Source organism: Lentibacillus kimchii, from assembly GCF_042666895.1.
Classification (GTDB): Bacteria; Bacillota; Bacilli; order Bacillales; family Amphibacillaceae; genus Lentibacillus; species Lentibacillus kimchii.
In genome coordinates, this window is record NZ_JBHTGR010000001.1 from 203,962 (window position 1) to 227,592 (window position 23,631).

Here is a 23,631-nt window from a genome sequence, read left to right on the forward strand (position 1 = left end):
TGTCCAGTGTTTATGACTAATTGGAGCTGGTAATATGAATGGCATTTTGCCTTTATGGAAGCCAAAGGGCATGACCTCGCACGACTGTGTGGCGAGAGTGCGCCGCTTATTTCAATTGAAAAAAGTTGGGCATACAGGAACGCTTGACCCGGAAGCAGAAGGTGTTTTACCGATTTGTATCGGGCATGCGACCAAAATGACACCTTTTTTGACAGATACAGATAAAACCTACATAACAGAGGTGACGCTTGGAACTGCTACTGAAACGGAAGATAGTTACGGCAGGACAGTTGAAAAAAAATCAGTGTCGAAGTCTCCATCTCAACAGGAAATCGAAAACGTGTTACAATTATTCTGCGGAAATATAACACAAATTGCGCCGATGTACTCGGCTGTTAAAGTTAATGGCAAAAAACTCTATGAATATGCCCGGGATCATGAATCAGTGCAGCGTCCGGAGCGGCAGGCAGTCATTCATCAGCTTGACATGCTTGAGACGAGGCAGCATGCTAACCGGTTTTGGCTAAAAGTTGTTTGTTCAAAGGGTACTTACATCCGAACCCTCTGTGTTGATATTGGTGAGAAACTTGGATATCCGGCTCATATGTCTGCTTTATACAGGACGGGGACAGGAACGATCCTCCAAGAGAATACAGTTACATTCCAGGATATCGAAGAGGCTGTCAAATTAAATGAACAAAAGCAGCTGTTGCTCCCCATCAGCAGCTGTCTTGCACACATGCCGCGTACGACAGTTGACGAACAGACACAAAAACGGGTCTATCACGGTCAAAAACTGACCAAGCCCGCCCAACTGCCGGAATCTGGTCCTTTTCTGGTCATGTTTAATGAGCAAGTTATCGCTCTGTATGAAATAGATCAAAAAAACAGTCATATGATAAAACCGTTACGCGTTTTTCATGATGACTAAAAAGTGCAGGTGACAAAGTTGCGGACAATTACACTAACGTATCCTCATACCTTTTCGGGGGAAAAACTGCCGGAAACGGCTGCTGCCATCGGTTTTTTTGATGGTATTCATAAAGGGCATCAGAAAGTGATCAATACAGCTGTCACACAGGCCAGACAGTCGAATTCAGAGAGTGCTGTGATCACCTTTCATCCGGATCCTTCCAGTGTATTAAAAAACGATGGACAGCAAGTACAGTACATTACACCATTGGCGGAAAAACAGCAAATATTGCAGGAGCTCGGGGTCGACCGCCTATACATTATTACATTTGATAAAACACTGGCTTCTCTGGACCCCCAGGCATTTATTGATCACTTTATCATTCAATTGAATATTAAGCATTTAGCAGCTGGCTTTGATTTTTCCTATGGCCATAAGGGAAAAGGGAATGCTGGAACTCTTGAAGATCACTCAAGGGGTGCATTCGATGTAACGATCATAGAGCAGGTCACATCTGATGAACAGAAAATAAGTTCCACCCGCATAAGAGAACTGCTGCAATCCGGTAATCTGGAAGAAGCTAATCGGCTGCTGGGCCGGACGCTGAGTGTTCGCGGCACCGTTAAAAAAGGTGATGAACGAGGGAGATCAATTGGTTTTCCAACGGCCAACTTGGATATTTCCTCTGATGCACTGCTGCCAAAAGTCGGGGTTTATGCTGTGAAAGTGGTTTGGCAGAATAATATCTATGAAGGAATGGCCAATTTAGGCTATAACCCAACCTTTACGGCAGACCGGAATGAACCCATTGTTGAAGTGAACATATTCGATTATAACAAAGATCTGTATGGTGAAGAGCTTGTTCTGGAATGGCATCACTATGTGCGGGATGAAGTTAAGTTTGATACCAGAGAAGAGCTGATTGAGCAAATGGAAAAAGATGAAACGGCCATTAGACACTTTTTTTATCACGAAAGATGATCGCAACATCTTGCATTCTGAACATAAAAAATGTATGCTAGGTTAAGTAAACCATCGCTCGGCAAATCGTAACTCCGGCGATTGCTGGGGGAATGGGGCTATATTTAATAATGGAGGTGAACCTGATGGCCATTACACAAGAGCGTAAAAATGAGATTATCAATGAATATAAGGTTCATGAAACGGATACAGGTTCTCCGGAAGTACAGATTGCTGTACTGACCGAAGAAATCACGACATTGAACAAGCATTTGGACGTTCATCAAAAAGATCATCATTCACGACGCGGTCTTTTGAAAATGGTAGGTAAACGCCGTAATCTGCTGAACTACCTGCGTAAAAAAGATGTCATACGCTATCGTGATTTAATTAAAAGACTCGGCCTACGCCGGTAAGAAAGAAGCAGGAGAAATCCTGCTTCTTTTCTACTTACACATATGAAATTTACATTTGCGCTTATTAACTATAAAATGAAAGCAGTAAATGTTTTAGAAAGGAGTTGCTATACGCATGGTAGAAGAGAAAAAAGAGTTCTCTACGGAAATAGCCGGTAAGCCATTAACTATTGAAACCGGAGAACTCGCAAAACAAGCAAACGGTGCATGTTTGGTCCGTTACGGTGACACAGTTATTTTGGCGACGGCGACAGGATCTGACAAGCCCAAAGATTTGCCGTTTTTTCCGTTAACAGTTAATTATGAGGAACGGTTATATGCGGTCGGCAAGATTCCCGGTGGATTCATTAAACGGGAAGGACGGCCGAGTGAAAAGGCTACACTGACATCACGTCTGATTGATCGTCCAATCCGCCCGCTTTTTCCGGATGGTTACCGTAATGAAGTTCAGGTTATCAGCACGGTGATGAGTGTTGACCAGGATTGTTCAGCACCAATGGCTGCCATGATTGGTTCCTCGATTTCCCTTGCTATTTCAGATCTTCCATTCTCGGAACCAATAGCGGGTGTACATGTTGGCCGTGTTGATGGTGAATTTGTGATTAATCCAACGGTTGAACAAGAACAAAACAGTGATATTGATTTGACCGTGGCGGGAACAAAGGATGCCGTCAATATGGTTGAAGCTGATGCTCAGGAGGTTCCTGAAGATGTCATGCTTGACGCGATCATGTTCGGACATCAGGAAATTATCCGTCTGATTGAGTTTCAGGAAAAGATTGTTGAAGCGGTTGGCGTTAAAAAACAGGAATTCAGTGTTGATACACCCGATGAAGATCTGACTGCCAAAGTGGATAAAGAAGCACGGGGCAAACTGCATGAAGCCATTCAGACCAGGGAAAAACAGGCCCGGGATGAGGCGATTGACCAGGTTAAAGATGATGTGGTAGCAGGTTTCGAAGACGAAGATGAGACGGTTATTTCAGAAGTCAAGGCCATTTTGGATAATATGGTTAAAGAAGAAGTCCGCCGTCTGATAACCAAAGAAAAAGTCCGGCCAGATGGTCGCGGGGTCGACGAAATCCGGTCATTATCATCACGTGTTAATATTTTGCCGAGAACGCACGGATCAGGCTTGTTCACACGTGGACAGACTCAGGCACTGAGTGTTTGTACATTGGGAGCTCTTGGTGATGTGCAAGTGCTGGATGGCCTTGATCTCGAGGAATCCAAACGTTTTATGCACCATTATAACTTTCCACAGTTCAGTGTTGGCGAAACAGGCCCAATTAAAGCACCGGGACGCCGGGAAATCGGGCATGGCTCTCTGGGTGAACGAGCACTGGAAAAAGTTATCCCGTCCGAAAAGGAATTTCCCTACACTGTCCGCCTTGTTTCTGAAGTGCTGGAATCTAATGGATCAACCTCACAGGCCAGCATCTGTGCCAGTACGATGGCTATGATGGATGCAGGCGTTCCACTTAAAGCACCTGTTGCTGGAATAGCCATGGGACTGGTGAAATCAGGAGACGATTATACGATCTTAACGGATATTCAGGGTATGGAAGACGCGCTTGGCGATATGGACTTTAAAGTAGCCGGCACAGAAAATGGGATAACGGCGCTGCAAATGGATATCAAAATTGAAGGCCTATCCAAGAATATTCTTGAAGAAGCTTTAACACAGGCCAGAAAAGGGCGCATGCAAATTATGGACACGATGCTGGCGGCGATTAAAGAGCCAAGAGCTGAATTGTCACAATATGCCCCTAAAATAATGACAATGGCCATTAATCCGGATAAAATCCGTGATGTCATTGGACCGCACGGAAAACAGGTTAATGAAATCATTGAAGAGACTGGTGTCAAAATCGATATTGAACAGGATGGCGGTGTCTACATCTCGTCACCTGATGCAGAGATGAATCAAAAAGCCAAACAGATTATTGAAGATCTCGTCCGAGAGGTGGAAGTCGGACAAGTTTATACAGGCACCGTTAAACGTATTGAAAAATTTGGTGCGTTTGTCGAGTTGTTTAAAGGCAAAGATGGCCTGGTGCACATTTCTGAATTGGCTGAAGAGCATACTAAAAAAGTTGAAGACGTCGTTTCCGTTGGTGATCAGCTTACAGTTAAAGTTAAAGAAATCGATAATCAGGGACGCGTTAATCTGTCACGCCGGGCGATACTGAAAGAGGAACGGGAAGAGAACGAAGAACAGGAAGAATCACAGTCTTAATCAGACGAAACAAGAAGCTGGAAACCCAGTTTCTTTTTTTATGTATCATAACCTGTCCATTTTCACATATGTGTGAATGAGGGGGGATCAAAGATGCATAGCTATCGTTCGTTAATTCATGTATGTGTGTTTATCCTGATTGTTGCTGTATCATTCGATTATATGGACAGTCCGTTTGAGCCGAAACAAATGGCCACATTTTCTGATGCAGTAGAAAGTGTAGCCCAAAACAAAGATCCGCTCTATAATAAGATAAAACATAAAAGCGAAGACTATGAAGAAGATCCCCAAAACGCGGTAATTGATAAAGTCTGGAAGAAAATGCCCGGACGCAATGGCGTGGAAGTAAATCTTGATGAATCCTATGAGCAAATGCAAGACCAGGATGGATTCGAGGACACATTGCTCGTTTATGACCAGATCGAACCGGACGTAACGATGGATGACTTGCCGCCCGCACCGGTTTATCGCGGCCATTCGGATAAGGATATGGTTTCGTTATTAATTAACGTAGCATGGGGGACAGAACATATTCCGGCTATCTTAAACACGTTAAAAGAACATGACGTTAAAGCCACCTTTTTTATTGAAGGCAAATGGGCGAAGAACAATACAGATTACGTCAAAATGATTGAGGAACAGGACCATCTGATTGGAAATCACGCTTATAATCATCCAGTTATGTCCCGTTTATCTCAGGAGGACATCCTGAAACAAATTAATCAGACCAACGATATTCTGGAAGCGATAACAGGTGAAACGCCTCAATTGCTTGCCCCGCCAAGTGGTGATTATAATAACTTGGTTGTTGAAACGGCTGCCAGTCAGAATATGCAAACAATTTTATGGAGCGTTGATACGGTTGATTGGAAGAACCCTTCCGTTTCTGTTATGCTTAATCGGGTGGATAGGAATATTCATCCCGGTGCGATGCTGCTGATGCATCCAACAGCGTCAATTGCTGAAGGATTGGATTCACTGCTTAAACATATTGAAGAAGACGGCTATCGTTTTGGAACGGTTAATACGTTACTAAGCAGCGAAAGATAGTCTTTAGGCCGCTTATTAGGAGGCAGAACATTGATTGAAAAACATACAAGTCAAAATGGGATGCGGATTGTTTTTGAAAGCATTCCGTCCGTTCGTTCGGTGACGATTGGCATATGGATTAAAACCGGATCACGGAATGAAACGGAAAATATTAATGGTATTTCGCATTTTCTGGAACACATGTTCTTTAAAGGAACAAACACCCGTTCGCCGCAGGATATTGCTGAAGCGTTTGATGCCATTGGCGGTCAGGTTAATGCCATGACATCGAAAGAATATACCTGTATCTATGCTAAAGTTATGGATACGCATAAAGAAGAAGCACTGGAAATACTGGCAGATATGTTCTTTAATTCGACGTTTGATGAAGAGGAAATGGAACGCGAGAAAAAAGTTGTCTTAGAGGAAATTAGAATGTATGAAGATACGCCTGATGATATGGTGCATGACTTGCTGGCACATGCCTCATTTGGCGATCATCCGCTGGGTTATCCGATACTGGGATCAGAAAAACAGCTGCAGTCGTTTTCACCGGAAACCCTGAAAACCTATATCAATGAACGTTATACACCTGATAATGTGGTCGTTTCCATTGCTGGTAATGCGGATGATACATTTATTCAGACAGCTGAAGACTATTTCAGCCGCTTTGAGGCGAGCGAGGCTAAGCATATCGGACTGGAACGCCCTGAATTTTTGGGCAGGCAAATTGAGCGTCAGAAGGATACCGAGCAGGCTCATTTATGCCTCGGGTATCATGGTCTGCCTGTCGATGATGAAAACATGTACAGCCTGATCACACTGAATAATGTTCTCGGCGGAAGTATGAGTTCACGCCTGTTTCAGGAAGTGAGGGAAAAACAGGGGCTGGCTTATGCCGTTTTTTCCTATCATGCCTCTTTTTTGGATAATGGACTGCTGACGATTTATGCCGGCACTGGCAAAGAACAGCTGCCAAAGCTGCGGGAGACGATCAATCGAACGGTTGATGATCTTATCCAGAATGGCCTGACGGATAAAGAACTGACTAACAGCAAGGAACAGCTGAAAGGCAATCTGATGATGAGCCTGGAAAGTACAAGCAGCCGGATGAGCCGCAATGGCCAGAACGAGTTATTGCTAAATAAGCATCGCTCAATGGATGATATGATTACTGAAATTGATGCTGTTACACATGATAAATTACGTTCCGTGATTGATTCAGTTCTCCGTCCCGCCCCATCCAGTGCACTAATTGGACCGGAGTCGGTTATTTCCTGAGCATCATTTCCTGTCTCCTGTCATATATATGTACGACGGTGCAGGAGGTGGCTTAATGCGCTATAAAGATATGAGCTCTAAGGAGATTGTAGACATCAATCAGGGATCACGCCTTGGTGTGCTGGGGCAGACAGATCTCGAAATCGACGAGTCATCCGGACAGATTGAATCTTTTGTTCTCCCGAATTATAAATGGTTCGGTCTGAAAAAAGAAGGTTCAGAAACAAAAATCAGCTGGACCTCGATCCGTAAAATTGGTGAAGATATGATTATGATCGAAGCCGGCGACGATTTGCCGTAAAAAACATAAAAAACTGGTGCTATTTAAAATGGCGCCAGTTTTTTTATGTGTCGTAATCACTAAACATTCATAAGAACATAAGCTATATTTGAGTATCGATTGGAACACTGTGTGGAGGGAGTTTCAGTTATGACGCAACACGTTGCTGTAATAGGCGGGGATGCCCGTTATCTTGAATTAATACGCCAGTTGCAGACATTGCCGGATGTCTCCATTCATTTAGTCGGTTTTGACAAACTCGAGCAGGGCTTTACAGGATTGGATCAGACAGACTTTGCCGATTTGGAACAAACAATGCTTGATGCTGTGATTTTACCAATTACCGGGACGGATCAGGATGGCTATGTGGAAACGGTTTTTTCCAGTCAAACCATCAGACTTACGCATGAATGGTTTGCCAGTTTAAATGATCAAACGGTGGTTTTCACCGGCATCACCAATGACTATTTGACTAACGCCATTAATAAAACCAACCTATCGCTGATTTCCTTGCTTAACCGGGACGATGTGGCTATTTACAATTCGATTCCAACGGCTGAGGGAACCATTATGATGGCGATTGAACATACAGACTATACGATTCATGCATCACGTGTTATTGTGGTTGGATTTGGCCGGGTTGGTAATACGGTTGCCAACAAGTTTGCGGCTTTAGGGGCTGAAGTGTCCGTTTGTGCCGAAAGTATTATGGATTTAGCCAGAATAACGGAATTGGGGCACACAGCTATCCCATTTGATGAATTGCACGCGCATACCCGTGATTGCGATTTATTGATCAATACAGTCCCGGCTCAAGTCGTTACGAAAGATGCTATTCAATACTTGCCGCCGCACGGTATTATTTTTGATCTTGCTTCGAAACCAGGCGGAACAGATTTCGACTATGCCCAAAAACGCGGTATTAAAGCAGTGTTAGCTAAAAGTCTGCCAGGTGTTGTTGCCCCAAAAACCGCCGGGAAGATTCTGGCGGATGTTGTGAAACAATTTTTAGCTGATTTTAAACGGAAGGAGAATGGCTAATGAACTTGAATGGAAAACGAATCGGTTTCGGTATAACAGGGTCACATTGCACATATGAAGCAGTATTTCCACAGCTGGAAAAACTAGTGGAAAGTGGTGCAGATGTCATCCCGATTGTTTCCTATACGGTACAGAATACAGATACCAAATTTGGCGAAGCAGCTGATCATGTAGCAAAAATTGAGTCTATCACAGGGAAGCGTGCTATTAAAACAATACCTGAGGCTGAACCACTCGGACCGAAGCTGCCGCTTGATTGCATGGTTGTAGCCCCTTTAACGGGCAATTCGATGAGCAAGTTAGCCAATGCTCTGACAGATACACCCGTATTAATGGCTGTTAAAGCAACTATAAGGAATCAAAATCCGATTGTGCTGGGGATATCGACCAATGATGCTCTTGGATTAAATGGTGTTAATCTGATGCGTCTTATGGCAACTCAATATTTCTACTTTATTCCTTATGGCCAGGATGATCCCTATAAGAAACCGAACTCACTCGTCTCAGATATGACCTTATTACAGGACACCGTTGCTTCGGCACTCAATAATCAGCAGCGTCAGCCAGTAATTATTCCTCACTGAGATGATAATATGATAGAATAAACGAAACAAACTTTTAGTGAGGTGTCTTATAGCATGGCTGAAACGAAACCAGTGAATCTGGCAGTTGTTGGAGCTACCGGTGCTGTTGGTGAAAAAATTATTCAATTACTTGAAAACAGAGATTTTCCAATTAATGAACTGAAATTGCTGTCCTCTAAACGTTCGGCTGGTAAAAAAGTGTCCTTTCGCAATCAGGAATTAACTGTGGAGGAGGCACAGCCGGAAAGTTTCCGGAATGTGGATATCGCTTTGTTTTCTGCGGGCGGCTCCGTTTCGAAAAAATTGGCGCCAGAGGCAGTGAAACATGGCACGGTTGTCATTGATAATACAAGTGCCTACAGAATGGACCAGAACGTACCATTAGTAGTGCCGGAGATTAATGAAGCCGATATCCGATTACACCAGGGCATCATTGCCAATCCAAATTGTTCAACCATTCAAATGGCTGCTGCATTAAAGCCAGTACAGGATGCATTTGGTCTGTCACGTGTGATTGTGTCGACGTATCAAGCTGTATCAGGAGCAGGCAATGCAGCGAATGATGAACTTGAGAACCAGACAAGGCAGTTTTTGAATGGTGAGGAGATGACCGCGGCACAATTGCCGGTTAAAGACGAATCCAGCCATTATCCCGTAGCATTTAATGCATTGCCGCAAATTGATACGTTTCAAGAAAATGGCTACACCTTTGAGGAAATGAAAATGATTAACGAAACGAAAAAAATTCTCCATCATGACGATCTGGCCATAGCGGCAACCTGTGTCAGACTGCCAATTTTTACATCACATGCTGAAAGCGTCTATCTTAATGTTGATCAGCAGGACGTGACGGTAAGCGATATATGGGATGTCCTGGAAAAAACGGAAGGAATTGTGCTCCAGGATAATCCTGATACACAAACATATCCAATGCCGCTCAGTTCATCTGATAAAGAAGACGTTTTTGTTGGGCGTGTCCGCAAAGATCTGGATGAGGCTAACGGCTTCCATTTATGGGTCGTGTCTGATAATCTGATCAAGGGCGCAGCATTGAATACGATTCAAATTGCGGAACATTTAAACAATCATAACTGGTTTTAGAAGAGGTGGAACAATGCAGATATTAGTTCAAAAATTCGGTGGGACTTCTGTTCAGTCAGAAGATAATCGAATGCATGCTATTCAGCATATTAAAAATGCGCTTATGAACAATTATAAAGTCGTTGTTGTGGTATCTGCATTGGGGCGAAAGCCTGCACCATATGCAACGGATTCATTGCTTGATCTGGTTGATTTTCCGAAAAGCTATAACAGCAATCGGGAACTTGATTTGCTTATGTCATGCGGCGAAACAATTGCATCAGTTGTCTTATCAAATGAACTGCAGAAAAACCATATCAATGCTACAGCTCTAACAGGATCACAGGCAGGCTTTTTGACCAATGACGAATTTAACGAAGCCAAAATCAGGGAAGTTAAACCTGATCGTGTGTATGATGAATTTCATAATCATGATGTTGTTGTGGTAGCCGGTTTCCAGGGTCAGACCCCCGCTGGTGATACCACTACGATTGGCAGAGGCGGCAGCGATACCACAGCTGCTGCCATTGGCGCGGGTCTGAATGCTGAGCGCATCGAAATTTTCACAGATGTGAATGGTGTTATGACCGCTGATCCGAACATGGTGGCTTCAGCCAGATCACTGGATATCGTCACTTATACGGAAATTTGTAACCTTGCTTATCAGGGTGCTAAAGTCATCCATCCAAGAGCTGTCGAAATTGCGATGCAAGCTAAAATCCCAATGCGTGTGCGCTCGGCCTACGCTGAGGATGAAGGAACATTAATCACCGCATCCAGTTCGCAGGAATTGGGAACAGATATCCCTGACAGGCTAATTACCGGCATAGCCCATATGTCTTCCATAACCCAAATCAGCGTTCAGACGAAAAAAGATTCTAATGCAATGCAGTCTGACATTTTTAAAGCGATGGCTGAAGCAGGTATTTCAGTTGACTTTATCAATATTTCACCGACCGGTGTTGTTTATACAGTACCGGATACCCATACCGAAAAAGCGGTCAGCATTTTAAAGACGCTGGGTTTTTATCCAGAAATAACCGAAGACTGTGCGAAAGTGTCTGCGGTTGGAGCAGGAATGACCGGCGAACCAGGTGTTGCCGCCAAAATCGTACAGTCGTTGACAGATGCAGGTGTGCAGATTTTGCAGTCTGCTGACAGTCATACAACCATATGGGTGCTTATTCATCAACAGGATCTGAAGACGGCTGTGAATGCACTGCACGATGTTTTTGCCTTGAACACCCTGGAAAAAAATCTTGTATAAATGGTATACAGCAAGTACAGTAATAGCTCTTTCTAAACATTTTTTGATGAAGAAAGGTGTTCGATCATGGACTTTGGTAGAATTTTAACAGCGATGGTAACCCCATTTGATACGGATAATCAAATTGATTTTGACAAGGCAACTGCTTTAATTGAGTATTTGCTAAATAATGGCAGTGAAGGTTTGGTGATTGGAGGAACAACCGGCGAATCACCAACGCTTTCGGCAGATGAGAAAGTTGCTTTATTCAAGCATACCGTTGAAGTCGTCAATCACCGGGTTCCTGTGATTGCAGGAACTGGCAGCAACGATACCCATGCCTCGGTGACACTGACCAAATCAGCTGAAGAAGTGGGTGTTGATGGCGTTATGCTGGTGGCACCCTATTATAATAAGCCCAATCAGGAAGGACTTTTCCAGCATTTCTCAGCCATCGCTCAGGAAACATCATTGCCGGTTATACTCTACAATGTGCCAGGGCGTACGGCTGTTAACATGACGGCTGATACGATTACGCGTCTCAGCACGATTGCCAACATAACGGCTGTTAAAGATGCAAGCGGTAATTTGGACCAGGTGTCTGCTGTTATTGACCAAACACCTGATGAGTTCAGTGTTTACAGCGGAGAAGACAGTATGACACTGCCTATGCTCTCAGTTGGTGCAGATGGTGTCATATCGGTCGTATCCCATATTGCTGGGAATGATCTTCAGCAAATGGTTTACGCCCATAAGGCAGGCAATGTGAGAGAAGCTTCCCGCATTCATCGTCAATTGCTCCCGGTCATGAAAGGGCTGTTCGCTCAGCCTTCACCTGTTCCGGTGAAAACAGCTCTGACCATGAAAGGTGTGGAAACGGGCGGTGTAAGACTGCCATTAATTCCTTTGACTGATACGGAAAGAACCCATTTAAAAACATTAATTGAAAGTTAAAAATATCGGTCTTTGTACCGATATTTTTTATTTTGCCTGCATGGTTGACATCCATTAGTCCCATACTACCGCATAGAGACGTGTAACTAGTTAAGTATGCAAAAGGAGTTGGTTATAATGGACAAAGAATCATCCAAGCAAGATGATCAGAATCAATCACAGGATGAGCAAAATAATGATTCATCTTTGGTGCAGAAAATCCAGCAATTAGGTCAATCCAACGTTGCTCAGGCGCCGGATTCCAATATCCATGTCATCTCAATCATTGGCCAGATTGAAGGACATATGCAACTTCCGGCCCAAAATAAAACAACGAAATATGAACACATGCTGCCTCAGCTTATTTCTGTGGAACAAAATCCTGAAATTGAAGGGCTGATTGTCTTGCTGAATACAATCGGCGGTGATGTTGAGGCAGGTCTCGCACTATCAGAAATGATTGCTTCTGTTTCGAAACCGGTTGTGTCGATTGTACTGGGAGGCGGTCATTCTATCGGTGTTCCCATTGCTGTCGCGGCTGATTACTCCTATGTAGTACCAACAGCCACGATGACTGTTCATCCGATTCGGCTGAATGGCCAAGTTATTGGTGTGCCGCAAACATTTGAGTATATCGATAAAATGCAGGAGCGTGTCGTTAATTTCGTCGTTCAGCACTCGAATATCGAGGAAGATAAGTTTAACGAGCTCATGTTTGCACGCGGCAATCTGACCAGGGATATTGGAACGAATGTTGTGGGGACTGATGCAGTCGAATACGGGTTAATCGACGGTATTGGCGGTGTCGGTCAAGCTACGGTCAAACTAAACGAAATGATTAAGGATAAAAAAACATCAGAAAGCGAGTGAATCCCCCATGTTACACACGCCTTTAGCAACAACCGATATTTTTCCAGATTCGAGTGAAGCGTTCGAAAAACGTCTGTGTGTGTCGTATAAAGGGAAACAACTATACGTTGAAAAGATGGACGATGGCAGCTATCAAGTACTGCAATTACTGTCCAGTGATCCACAGGATTTTATGAATTCGGACTATCTGCCTGGTACAATGCTGCGCTGAACAGCACGAATGATTGCATTCTGTGCTATAATGGAACTAATTGTCATTCGACCCTTGCCTGCAAGCCGGCAGGGGTTGATTATTCCATTAGGACATGTTTATAAAGCACTCGCGATCGTAAGTGAGGTGATGATTGTGGCAAAGAAAAAACGCAAGAAAAAGAAGCGTCAATTGAACAAGCAGGTAAAATCGGAATTACTTGGACTATTGTTTATATTTTTAGCGATTTTTGGCAGTGGCGCCAGTGCGATAAGTGATGGGGCTATACCGGGCGGTCTTGAACATATTTTTCGTTTTTTTCTAGGAATCTGGTATTTTGTAGCATCCTTGTTGCTGCTTGTGACCGGTGTTCTTTTGATGGTAAAACGTCGCTACCCTGACTTTAGCCATAAAAAAATGATTGGTTTTTATATCATTTTTGGTGGTCTCTTACTTCTGACACATATTCAGACGTATGAGAGCTGGCTTGTCTCCTCGGACGAGTCGTCTATTCTGCGGGCTACGTGGGATCATTTCTTTGCCTATGCAAATGGTGAAATCGGGGCATTACAAACCGGCGGGGGGATGATCGGAGGCGTTCTTTTCACGTTCTGTTATTTTTTGTTTTCCTCGGCTGGCGCTAAAATTGTCGCCGTCTTTTCGATTTTAATCGGAATTATAGTCATGACTGAGTTTTCATTGGGAAGCTTTTTTGCGGCATGGCAAAAACGTTTGTCCAACATGGTTCGCAGTATCAGAAGTCGTATGTCAGCAGTTCGTTCGTCTCGTAATCGTCCAGATAATGAAGATGTTTCTGACCAGCAGGTGGTATCTGATCAGAAACCTGATCAGGACGAGCCAGTTATTCAGGATTTCACAGACTTTGCTTATTCATATAATGCACAGGAGATCGCTGAAAATGAAGACCCACCTGGCGAAGACCCATCTGGTGCAGAAACGAATGATGGGGACGACATAACAATGGAACCGGAAAGCTTATCTGCCATGACAGAAACAGAAAACCGGGAATATGAATTACCGTCCGTCAATCTGCTTGCTGAGCCTGTTCAAAATTCCCAGCAGCAGGAAAAGTCGCAAATTCAGGCAACTGTCCGAAAACTTGAGCAGACATTTCAGAGCTTTAATGTTAAGGCAAAAGTGACAAAAGTTCATGTTGGTCCTGCAGTTACCAAGTATGAGATTTCGCCTGAAGCTGGTGTCAAGGTGAGCAAGATTGTCAATTTGCATGATGACCTGGCATTGGCACTGGCAGCGAGAGATATTCGGATTGAAGCACCCATTCCCGGGAAATCAGCTGTCGGAATTGAGGTGCCCAATCAGGACGTTGCGAAGGTGTCACTGCGGGAAGTGCTGGACACAACAGCACAAAATCAATCTTCCAAACTATTATTCGGGCTTGGACGGGATATTTCCGGTGAGGCCATTATTTCAGAATTAAGCAAAATGCCGCATATGCTGATTGCTGGTGCAACAGGAAGCGGAAAAAGTGTTTGTGTGAACGGGATTATTACAACGATTCTGATGCGGGCTAAACCGCATGAAGTTAAAATGATGATGATTGATCCGAAAAAAGTGGAACTGAATGTCTATAATGGTATTCCTCATCTATTGACGCCTGTTGTGACTGATCCGAAAAAAGCTTCCAATGCGCTGCAAAAAGTTGTAACTGAAATGGACAGGCGATATGAACTTTTTTCAGAATCAGGGACACGTAATATCGAGGGGTATAATGACTACATCCGTAAATTCAATGAGACAGCTGCAGACGAGGACCGGCAGCCCAATCTCCCATATATTGTGGTTCTGGTGGATGAACTGGCCGATTTAATGATGGTTGCCTCTAATGAAGTAGAAGAAGCGATTACGAGACTGGCACAAATGGCCCGCGCAGCTGGTATCCATCTTATTCTGGCGACACAACGGCCATCAGTGGATGTTATCACAGGTGTCATTAAAGCCAATATCCCGTCTCGTATTGCCTTTAGTGTTTCCTCAGCAACAGATTCGCGGACGATCCTTGATGCTGGTGGTGCTGAAAAATTACTGGGCCGCGGTGATATGCTGTTCATGCCGGTTGGTTCGTCAAAACCAATCAGGGTACAGGGAGCATTCCTGTCAGATGAAGAAGTTGAACGGATCGTTGATTACTGTATTGATCAGCAAAAGGCCTCCTACCAGGATGACATGATGCCGGAGGAGCCAAGTGAAACAGTATCCGATGTGGATGATGACCTGTATGATGACGCGGTGCAGCTTATTATAGAAATGCAGAGTGCCAGTGTTTCGATGCTGCAAAGGCGGTTCCGGATCGGCTATAATCGAGCAGCGCGTTTAATTGATGCGATGGAAGATCATGGGGTCGTCGGACCTTATGAAGGAAGCAAACCACGAAAAGTACTGGCTACCCAATCTCAGGAGGAAAAATCGTCTTAGGTCTTACCAAATGGCGGTATCTAGACATGATTTAGAGATGCTGCTATTTGGTATTTTTTATCAAATTTAAAATTTTAGAAAATCATTCTATAAATGTGTTTATTTATGATGTAGGGCATGTTACAATTATGGCAAATTTGAGAGTCTTACGTCAGATGTCAGATTTCTCGAACTGCTCTTATATTTTAAAAGATAGGAAGGGATACTGTGTCGCTGAAATATGATTCACGGCATCTATACTTACAAGTAATTGATCAGATTAAACATGATATCGAAAACGGTAAATATCATGCAAAACAAAAACTCCCTTCTGAATTTGAACTGGCAAATGATCTTGGTGTCTCACGTGCAACACTCAGAGAGGCATTACGCATCCTGGAAGAGGAAACTATTTTAACACGCCGTCATGGTGTTGGAACGTTTGTCAATCCTAAGCCCATTTTCTCCTCTGGCATCGAGCAATTGTATAGTGTGACACACATGATAGAGCAATCAGGCAAGGTTCCGGGTTCACAATTTTTATCAACAGAGTTCCAGGAACCGACCAGGGAAGAGCAGCTTAAATTTTCACCAAAAGACATTCAAACCCTGGCAAAAGTTGAACGTGTCCGGACAGCAGATGATCAGCCAGTTGTGTTTTGTATCGATAAATTGCCCGAAGGACTCATTCCGCTGGATCATGTTAACGAGTCAGATTCAATTTTTAAACTAATGGAGGCCTATTCCGGTAAACATGTTGCTTATGCTGTAACGTATATAGAACCTGTCAGTTATCATGAACGCATTCATGATATATTGCGATGTCATCCTGACCAATCGCTGTTGCTGTTGAAGCAAATGCATTATACAGCCAATGATGAGCCGGTTCTGTATTCGGCCAATTTCTTTCAGCCTGATATGTTCAGTTTTCATGTTGTAAGGAAGCTAATGTAAAGGGTTTCATAGACCCTTTTAGGAGGAGGTGATAGCCTGACCAATTGCGTTTTAGTTTTGCCAATATTAGTATTATTAAATAATAAGGGGGAATTGAATTGACTAACCGAAAATCACTTATGCTGCTGGTGCTGCTGACTTTTGGGGTTGTACTTGCAGCTTGTGGCGGGGGAGATTCTGCCGATGAGGACTCCAGTTCCGATAATGGAGATGCCGAAAAAAGTGAAACAGCTAAAGGTGAAACAGCCGACTTTTCATCCGGTCTGGTAACAGATGTTGGGGGTGTTGATGACAAATCGTTCAACCAATCTGCGTGGGAAGGCTTGCAGGAATGGGGAAAAGAGCATGACCTGGAAAAAGGTGAAGGATTTGATTATGCCCAGTCAAATAATGATTCCGACTACGAACCAAACTTAAACCGGATGGTTCGTGAAGATTATAATATGGTTTTTGGTATCGGTTACAAACTGGAAGATGCCATCAGCGATGTTGCTGATCAATATCCCGATACAAACTTTGCAATTGTTGACTCAGTAGTTGAAGGCGATAACGTTGCCAGTATCACATTTGCTGACCATGAAGGTTCCTTTCTTGCAGGTGTCGCCGCAGCCAATAAAACCAATACCGGTAAAGTTGGCTTTATTGGCGGTACGGATTCCGATCTGATTAATAAATTTGAGGCAGGCTTTGTAGCAGGTGTTAAAACAGTTGATTCTGATATTGAAGTGGATGTTCAATATGCAGGTGCCTTTGATGCGCCAGATGACGGAAAACTGATTGCTTCCAGTATGTATAATGAAGACATTGATATTATTTATCATTCGTCAGGCGCAACAGGCAATGGGGTGTTTGCACAAGCGAAAGATATTAAAAACAGTGATCCGGATCGTGATATCTGGGTCATCGGAGTCGACCGTGACCAGTACGATGAAGGCCAGATTGGCGATCAAAATGTCACCTTAACATCTATGGTTAAGCGCGTTGATAACGCTGTTCAGCAGGTTAGCAACATGGCCATGGATGATGACTTCCCTGGCGGCGACGTTTTAGAATTCGGTGTTGAAGATAACGGTGTTGGTTTAGTGGATACAAATGATGAAGCTTATACAGATGAGATTGCAGAAGCCGCAGCGGATTGGAAACAAAAAATCATTGACGGTGACGTTGATGTTCCGCAAACACATGATGAACTGGATGATTATCTGGATTCACTGTAGAACAGATTGAAAGAGGCTGGGAATAACGAATTTATTAACTCTAACACGTGTGATATCAAAAAAGCGCACAGGAAATATATGCAGACTCTGCGGGAACAAAGACTCATCTCGTCCGCGGAAAACGGTGTCTATTTTCGGCGCTCATGACACTGGCGTTTTAGTGGCTGATCGGTTTTCTGTTATATAAATATGTCCCAGCCTCTTTTCCATAGAGCGGCACAACGTCATAGCTGAAATTGCCAAATGAAAAGATGCTGGAAAGACATTTTCTTTTGGCAATTTTGAATGCAGCTACGTGATCGTTGATTTTAGGAGTGATAAACGTGGATTATGTCGTCGAAATGATCGATATTCGCAAGGAATTTCCTGGAGTTGTTGCCAATGATCGTGTTACCCTCCGGCTGAAAAAAGGGGAAATTCATGCTTTGTTAGGTGAGAATGGTGCTGGCAAATCGACGCTGATGAATGTATTATTCGGACTTTATCAGCCGGAAAAAGGAGAAATTCGCGTCAATGGCGAACCTGTTAATATTACAGACCCGAACGTTGCGAATGAACTGGGCATTGGTATGGTGCATCAGCATTTTATGCTTGTAGAACCTTTTACGGTTACACAAAATATTATTCTGGGAAATGAACCGACTAAATTTGGGAAGGTTAATTTAAAAAAAGCTGAACAAGACGTCCAGGAATTGTCGGATCGCTACGGTTTGCGTGTAGATGCCTCAGCTAAGATCCGTGATATTTCCGTTGGTATGCAGCAGCGTGTCGAAATTCTTAAAACATTGTACCGGGGTGCGGAGGTATTAATTTTTGATGAGCCTACTGCAGCTCTGACGCCCCAGGAGATCACTGAACTGAAAGAAATTATGAACTCTTTGATTGCTGAAGGCAAGTCGATCATTCTAATCACACATAAGCTGAAGGAAATTATGGACAGTGCTGACCGCTGTACTGTGATTCGCAAAGGTGAGGGAATCGATACGGTTGATGTAGCTGATACGTCTGCGGATGCATTGGCGTCACTTATGGTAGGCCGCAACGTTAGTTTTCATACAGATAAAAAACCGGCTGAGCCAAAAGAAACTGTCCTGAAGGTTGAAGATTTAAAGGTGAAAGATAATCGTAAAGTTGCTATGGTGAAAGATTTAAATCTTTCAGTGCGTGCCGGTGAGATTGTTGGAATCGCTGGTGTGGACGGCAATGGCCAATCTGAATTAGTCGAAGCGATTACCGGTCTGCATAAAGCCGAATCCGGCACCGTTACGTTGAATAACAAAAATATCACCAATTTATCTCCCCGTAAAGTGACTGAGAGCGGAGTGGGCCATATTCCTCAGGACCGGCAGAAATACGGACTTGTTCTGGATTTTACGATTGGTGAAAATATGGTGCTGCAAACGTACTACCAAAAGCCGTATGCCACATATAAAACACTTAATTATAAAGAAATCTATAAAAAAGCTTCAGAACTTATAGATGAATATGATGTTCGGACGCCCAGCGTTTACACCAAGGCAAGAGCTTTATCAGGCGGTAATCAGCAGAAAGCTATTATTGCGAGAGAAATCGATCGTTCACCGGATTTGCTCATAGCGGCGCAGCCAACGCGAGGACTGGATATTGGTGCTATTGAATCCATTCACAACCGATTAATAAAAGAACGGGATAAGGGCAAAGCTGTGCTGCTTGTTTCGTTTGAATTGGATGAAATCATGGATATCAGCGACCGGATTGCTGTTATGTTTGACGGCCGGAATATTGCAGAAGTTAGCCCCGGGGAAACGGATGAAAATGAATTAGGCCTGCTGATGGCAGGAAGTCATGCGGACAAGGCAGGTGACCAATCATGAATTCAAATAGAATGTTTAACATTCTGGTCCCGCTCATATCTGTCCTGATTGGTTTATTGGCGGGTGCACTCCTGATGCTTGGATTTGGCTACAATCCTGTAACAGGCTATGTTGCTCTTTGGAATGGTGCGTTTGGAGATGCTTATTATATTGGTGAAACAGTTCGTCAGGTAACGCCCTACATATTAACGGGGCTGGCTGTGGCGTTTGCTTTCAGAGCCGGTTTATTGAATATTGGTGCTGAAGGTCAAGTGACAGTTGGGTGGCTGGCAGCCGTATGGATTGGTACAACAGTGGAAGCGCCCATGTTCATTCATCTGCCCCTGGCCGTCATTGCTGCGGCGCTGGCTGGTGCATTTTGGGGATTTATTCCCGGTATTTTGAAAGCTGCGCGTGGTGTTCATGAAGTTATTATAACCATTATGTTAAATTATACAGCTTTGTATTCGGCTAATGCGATCATCCGGAGTGTACTGTCAGATAACGAAGATAAAACGCCTGATGTAGCCTCAACAGCTTCACTGGCATCTGAATGGTTCCAGAATATAACGTATTTTTCGCGTATGCATTATGGTATATTCATCGCTTTATTTGCTGTTGTGATTATGTGGTTTATCATTGAACGGACCTCACTGGGGTTTGAACTTAAGTCAGTTGGCCTGAATGAATATGCCTCAAAGTACGCTGGCATGAGCGTTAAACGAAATCTTGTATTATCAATGGTAATTTCCGGTGGTTTTGCAGGCTTAGCTGGTGCTATGGAAGGCTTGGGAACATTTGGGTACATGTCAGTACAGTCAGGGTTCAATAATCTGGGATTTGATGGAATTGCCGTTGCTCTTTTGGGTTCTAATACACCTGTTGGTGTGGTGCTGGCTGCTATCCTGTTTGGGGCACTTAAGGTCGGTGCTTTAAACATGCCCACTGAAGCAGGTGTGCCGACTGAGCTGGTTGACGTTATTATCGCTCTGATTATTTTCTTTGTTGGTTCAAGCTACATTATTCGCTGGGTTATACGCCGCTTTAAAAAGGAGGAAAAATAAATGGGGTTTATCGATTTATTACAGTCAATTATTCCACCGGCCTTGTTCTTTTCAGCCCCTCTGATCTTTACGGCTTTGGGCGGTGTATTCAGCGAACGTTCGGGTGTTATCAATATCGGGCTGGAAGGCCTTATGGTGATGGGTGCGTTTGTCGGAGTTGTTTTTAATCTCAAATTTGCCGATATGTTTGGTTCCTGGACACCCTGGATTTCCATTATCGCTGCCGCGTTGATAGGGGGCGTTTTTTCCCTGATTCATGCAGTGGCTGCCGTATCTTTCCGCGCCAATCAGGTTGTCAGCGGCGTTGCCATTAATTTTCTGGCACTGGGTCTGGGTGTTTTCCTGACAAAACAATGGTATGGCAAAGGCCAGACGGAAATGGTATCTGAACAGTTTTTTTCCCGTGATATCCCAGTTTTGGCTGATATTCCAATCATCGGGAAGATCTTCTTTCAGGATATTTACTTAACATCCTATTTGGCAATCATTTTAGCATTTATTGTCTGGTACATTCTTTATAAAACATCGTTTGGGCTGCGGCTTCGTTCAGTTGGGGAGCATCCGATGGCAGCTGATACAAATGGCATCAGCGTTTACAAAATGCGTTATACAGCTGTTATTTTGTCCGGTGTCCTTGGCGGTCTGGGCGGATCAGTCTTTGCTTTAACCATAGCTTTAAACTTTTCCCATGCGACGATTGTCGGGCAGGGATTTATGTCATTGGCTGCTGTTATTTTCGGAAAATGGCATCCGTTAGGCGCGATGGGCGCTGCTTTATTCTTTGGTTTTGCGCAGAGCCTGAGTGTTATAAGTGGTGGTATTCCGGTTTTGGAGGACATACCGCAAGTGTTTCTGCTGATTGCCCCATATGTATTGACAATACTGGCCCTGGCAGGTTTTATCGGCCGGGCTGAAGCACCTAAGGCTAATGGTGAACCCTACATTAAAGGCACACGATAAGCTTTAAATGACTTGAGCCGAAAATGCTTATGCCAAAAGCGATATTTGCGACGTCCTGTAATGGCTATGTTAAGCTGTATAACGCGATGATTAGGTTTAACGGCTGCCAAAACAGTGAACGAATAGGTGATTTTAATGGGGAAAAACGTATTGATTATTGGTGCAAGCGGCGATATCGGCCAGGCTGTTGTCACGCAGCTTGGCCGGGAAGGTCATCAATTGATGCTGCATTATTATCAAAATAAACACTTTCTGGATAAAGGCAGAACGGGCTTGGATGAGGAAGCTGTTCTCCTGACTATACAAGCTGATTTAAGTAAGACAGAAGGAATCAGCCATCTTCTCCGCCAGCTGGTTTTCCCAGTTGATGCGGTTGTTTTTGCTGGAGGGAGAGCACATTATGGGCTGTTTCAGAATACCGACGAAACATTAATGGACGCTATGCTTACACTGCATGTGAAGACGCCATGGATAATTACGAAAAATTTATTGCCCTCGATGATCCAGCAAAAACAGGGCAGAATTATTTTGATTACGTCTATATGGGGAGAAGCCGGAGCTGGCGATGAAGTCATTTATTCCTCTGTTAAAGGGGCGCAAAACAGCTTTGTAAAGGCCCTGGATAAGGAAACAGCACCATCTGGTATAGCGGTTAACGCTGTCAGTCCCGGGTTTATCGATACCAAAATGAATGCTTCTTTATTATCTGAGGAAAAGGAGGAAATTATTAAGGATATTCCTGCCAGACGTGCTGGCACCCCTGATGATGTTGCCCAAATGGTCCGTTTTCTAATGAGGGAAAAAAGTGATTACGTTCATGGTGAGATCATAAATATCAGCGGCGGCTGGCATTTATGAAAATGCCGTTGCATAAACAAGCCTCATCAATCAAATGCTAGTCATGAACCAACATGAAGGAGGCATATTGACATGTCAGTTCTTGACAACTTTGATTCATGGAAAACTTTTTTGGCTGATAAACTGGAACAGGCTCAATCCGAAGGCATGGGCCAGGAAACGATTGACAATATGGCTTATGAAGTAGGCGATTACCTGGCTTCTAATACAAATGCTCAAAATAATGAAGAGGCTGTACTGCAGGAAATTTGGAGTGCTGCATCTGAAGAGGAAAGACAATCAATGGCGAGCGCGATGGTTAAACTCGTGCAGAATCAAGGGAACGCTTAAACGGCCTGCCTTTATAAAGAAGCTGCATTACTATGCAGCTTCTTTATTTTTGTCTTAATTAAGAAACATCTTTTCTTCTTTATGCAAATACTTTATTATAGTATTAAGTATGTATGAAAAGGGGTTTACGATGGAGAAGACAGAGTGGTACCTTGAATATGAAATTCAAAATAATCACCCGGGATTATTAGGTGACATTTCTTCCCTGTTAGGTATGCTCTCCATTAATATTGTATCCATTAATGGCGTAGCCGAATCAAGGCGGGGAATGCTTTTATTGTGTCGGAATGAGGAACAGATCACGAGAATGACATCCATTATGGAAACAATGGATACGATTAACATTATTAAAATGCGTAAACCGATGTTACGTGATAAACTTGCTGTAAGACACGGACGCTATATCCAAAATGATGAGGATGAGCGAAAAACTGTCAGGTTTGTCCGGAATGAAATCGGAATACTGGTTGATTTTATGGCGGAATTGTTTAAAGAGGACGGTCATAAACTCATTGGAATACGCGGCATGCCGCGTGTTGGAAAAACTGAGTCGGTTGTGGCTGCCAGTGTGTCCGCCAATAAACGCTGGCTGTTCGTATCAAGCACCTTGCTTAAACAGACCATCCGGAATGAGCTGATCCAGGGTGAGTACAATCGTGACAATCTTTACATTATTGATGGGATTGTTTCCAAACGTCAGGCTAATGAAACACACTGGCAGCTTATCCGGAAAATTATGCAGCTTCCAGCGGTCAAGGTTGTGGAACATCCGGATATGTTCGTACAATTCACGGAATACAAACTGGAGGATTTTGAATATATTATTGAACTCCGCAGTGATGAGAACGAAGAGATCACTTATGGACCAATTGAGGACAGCATGTTTGGTCAGGGAGATGGCTTTTCAATGTTTTGATTCTT

Annotated in this window: 23 protein-coding genes; all 23 read left to right on the plus strand. The window is 43.6% G+C overall.

Going from position 1 to position 23,631, the window contains the following annotated elements; all coding sequences use genetic code 11:
* The first annotated feature begins 34 nt into the window (after nucleotides 1-34).
* Nucleotides 35-931, plus strand: a complete 897-nt coding sequence (truB, locus tag ACFQU8_RS01100; RefSeq protein ID WP_382357306.1) for a tRNA pseudouridine(55) synthase TruB — start codon at nucleotides 35-37, stop codon at nucleotides 929-931.
* Nucleotides 932-949: 18 nt separating this feature from the next.
* Nucleotides 950-1,894, plus strand: coding sequence for a bifunctional riboflavin kinase/FAD synthetase (locus ACFQU8_RS01105; protein WP_382357307.1), 945 nt, complete (start codon nucleotides 950-952; stop codon nucleotides 1,892-1,894).
* Between the two features lie 125 nt (nucleotides 1,895-2,019).
* Entirely contained in the window at nucleotides 2,020-2,289 is a 270-nt protein-coding gene (rpsO, locus tag ACFQU8_RS01110; RefSeq protein WP_382357308.1) for a 30S ribosomal protein S15, read from the plus strand.
* A gap of 115 nt (nucleotides 2,290-2,404) precedes the next feature.
* On the plus strand, nucleotides 2,405-4,528 hold the full coding sequence (locus ACFQU8_RS01115; RefSeq protein WP_382357309.1) for a polyribonucleotide nucleotidyltransferase: 2,124 nt from the start codon (nucleotides 2,405-2,407) through the stop codon (nucleotides 4,526-4,528).
* Between the two features lie 93 nt (nucleotides 4,529-4,621).
* Nucleotides 4,622-5,578 carry a polysaccharide deacetylase family protein gene (locus ACFQU8_RS01120; RefSeq protein WP_382357310.1) on the plus strand — a complete coding sequence of 319 codons (957 nt, stop codon included), beginning with the start codon at nucleotides 4,622-4,624 and terminating at the stop codon, nucleotides 5,576-5,578.
* A gap of 30 nt (nucleotides 5,579-5,608) precedes the next feature.
* Nucleotides 5,609-6,838 (plus strand): M16 family metallopeptidase, encoded by a 1,230-nt coding sequence (locus ACFQU8_RS01125; RefSeq protein ID WP_382357311.1) that lies wholly within the window; start codon nucleotides 5,609-5,611, stop codon nucleotides 6,836-6,838.
* A gap of 55 nt (nucleotides 6,839-6,893) precedes the next feature.
* Nucleotides 6,894-7,139: a YlmC/YmxH family sporulation protein gene (locus tag ACFQU8_RS01130; protein WP_382357312.1), complete on the plus strand. Its 246-nt coding sequence runs from the start codon at nucleotides 6,894-6,896 to the stop codon at nucleotides 7,137-7,139.
* Nucleotides 7,140-7,268: 129 nt separating this feature from the next.
* Nucleotides 7,269-8,159: a dipicolinic acid synthetase subunit A gene (dpaA, locus tag ACFQU8_RS01135; protein WP_382357313.1), complete on the plus strand. Its 891-nt coding sequence runs from the start codon at nucleotides 7,269-7,271 to the stop codon at nucleotides 8,157-8,159.
* Nucleotides 8,159-8,743, plus strand: coding sequence for a dipicolinate synthase subunit B (gene dpaB, locus ACFQU8_RS01140; protein ID WP_382357314.1), 585 nt, complete (start codon nucleotides 8,159-8,161; stop codon nucleotides 8,741-8,743). The genes dpaA and dpaB overlap by 1 nt, the downstream gene beginning before the upstream one ends.
* Nucleotides 8,744-8,797: 54 nt before the next feature.
* Nucleotides 8,798-9,844: an aspartate-semialdehyde dehydrogenase gene (asd, locus tag ACFQU8_RS01145; protein WP_382357315.1), complete on the plus strand. Its 1,047-nt coding sequence runs from the start codon at nucleotides 8,798-8,800 to the stop codon at nucleotides 9,842-9,844.
* A gap of 13 nt (nucleotides 9,845-9,857) precedes the next feature.
* On the plus strand, nucleotides 9,858-11,090 hold the full coding sequence (gene dapG / locus ACFQU8_RS01150; protein WP_382357316.1) for an aspartate kinase: 1,233 nt from the start codon (nucleotides 9,858-9,860) through the stop codon (nucleotides 11,088-11,090).
* 63 nt (nucleotides 11,091-11,153) lie between these two features.
* The gene (dapA, locus tag ACFQU8_RS01155) at nucleotides 11,154-12,023 is read left to right on the plus strand and encodes a 4-hydroxy-tetrahydrodipicolinate synthase (protein ID WP_382357369.1); all 870 of its coding nucleotides are present in this window, start codon (nucleotides 11,154-11,156) and stop codon (nucleotides 12,021-12,023) included.
* A 117-nt stretch (nucleotides 12,024-12,140) separates the two neighbouring features.
* Nucleotides 12,141-12,872, plus strand: a complete 732-nt coding sequence (locus tag ACFQU8_RS01160; RefSeq protein ID WP_382357317.1) for a ClpP family protease — start codon at nucleotides 12,141-12,143, stop codon at nucleotides 12,870-12,872.
* 7 nt (nucleotides 12,873-12,879) lie between these two features.
* Nucleotides 12,880-13,083, plus strand: coding sequence for a YlzJ-like family protein (locus tag ACFQU8_RS01165; protein WP_382357318.1), 204 nt, complete (start codon nucleotides 12,880-12,882; stop codon nucleotides 13,081-13,083).
* Nucleotides 13,084-13,218: 135 nt separating this feature from the next.
* Nucleotides 13,219-15,516 (plus strand): DNA translocase FtsK, encoded by a 2,298-nt coding sequence (locus ACFQU8_RS01170; protein ID WP_449280295.1) that lies wholly within the window; start codon nucleotides 13,219-13,221, stop codon nucleotides 15,514-15,516.
* A 207-nt stretch (nucleotides 15,517-15,723) separates the two neighbouring features.
* Nucleotides 15,724-16,449 (plus strand): GntR family transcriptional regulator, encoded by a 726-nt coding sequence (locus ACFQU8_RS01175; protein WP_382357319.1) that lies wholly within the window; start codon nucleotides 15,724-15,726, stop codon nucleotides 16,447-16,449.
* Between the two features lie 98 nt (nucleotides 16,450-16,547).
* Nucleotides 16,548-17,666 (plus strand): BMP family lipoprotein, encoded by a 1,119-nt coding sequence (locus ACFQU8_RS01180; protein ID WP_382357320.1) that lies wholly within the window; start codon nucleotides 16,548-16,550, stop codon nucleotides 17,664-17,666.
* Nucleotides 17,667-17,989: 323 nt separating this feature from the next.
* Nucleotides 17,990-19,519 carry an ABC transporter ATP-binding protein gene (locus ACFQU8_RS01185; RefSeq protein WP_382357321.1) on the plus strand — a complete coding sequence of 510 codons (1,530 nt, stop codon included), beginning with the start codon at nucleotides 17,990-17,992 and terminating at the stop codon, nucleotides 19,517-19,519.
* The gene (locus ACFQU8_RS01190; protein ID WP_382357322.1) at nucleotides 19,516-20,562 is read left to right on the plus strand and encodes an ABC transporter permease; all 1,047 of its coding nucleotides are present in this window, start codon (nucleotides 19,516-19,518) and stop codon (nucleotides 20,560-20,562) included. Before ACFQU8_RS01185 ends, ACFQU8_RS01190 begins: the two co-directional genes overlap by 4 nt.
* Nucleotides 20,563-21,522 (plus strand): ABC transporter permease, encoded by a 960-nt coding sequence (locus tag ACFQU8_RS01195; RefSeq protein ID WP_382357323.1) that lies wholly within the window; start codon nucleotides 20,563-20,565, stop codon nucleotides 21,520-21,522. It abuts the gene before it with no gap.
* Nucleotides 21,523-21,657: 135 nt separating this feature from the next.
* Complete coding sequence (gene ymfI, locus ACFQU8_RS01200) at nucleotides 21,658-22,380, plus strand: elongation factor P 5-aminopentanone reductase (protein ID WP_382357324.1); 723 nt, start codon at nucleotides 21,658-21,660, stop codon at nucleotides 22,378-22,380.
* 72 nt (nucleotides 22,381-22,452) lie between these two features.
* Nucleotides 22,453-22,710 (plus strand): DUF3243 domain-containing protein, encoded by a 258-nt coding sequence (locus ACFQU8_RS01205; RefSeq protein WP_382357325.1) that lies wholly within the window; start codon nucleotides 22,453-22,455, stop codon nucleotides 22,708-22,710.
* 130 nt (nucleotides 22,711-22,840) lie between these two features.
* Nucleotides 22,841-23,626 (plus strand): DUF3388 domain-containing protein, encoded by a 786-nt coding sequence (locus ACFQU8_RS01210; RefSeq protein WP_382357326.1) that lies wholly within the window; start codon nucleotides 22,841-22,843, stop codon nucleotides 23,624-23,626.
* The last annotated feature ends 5 nt before the right edge of the window (nucleotides 23,627-23,631 follow it).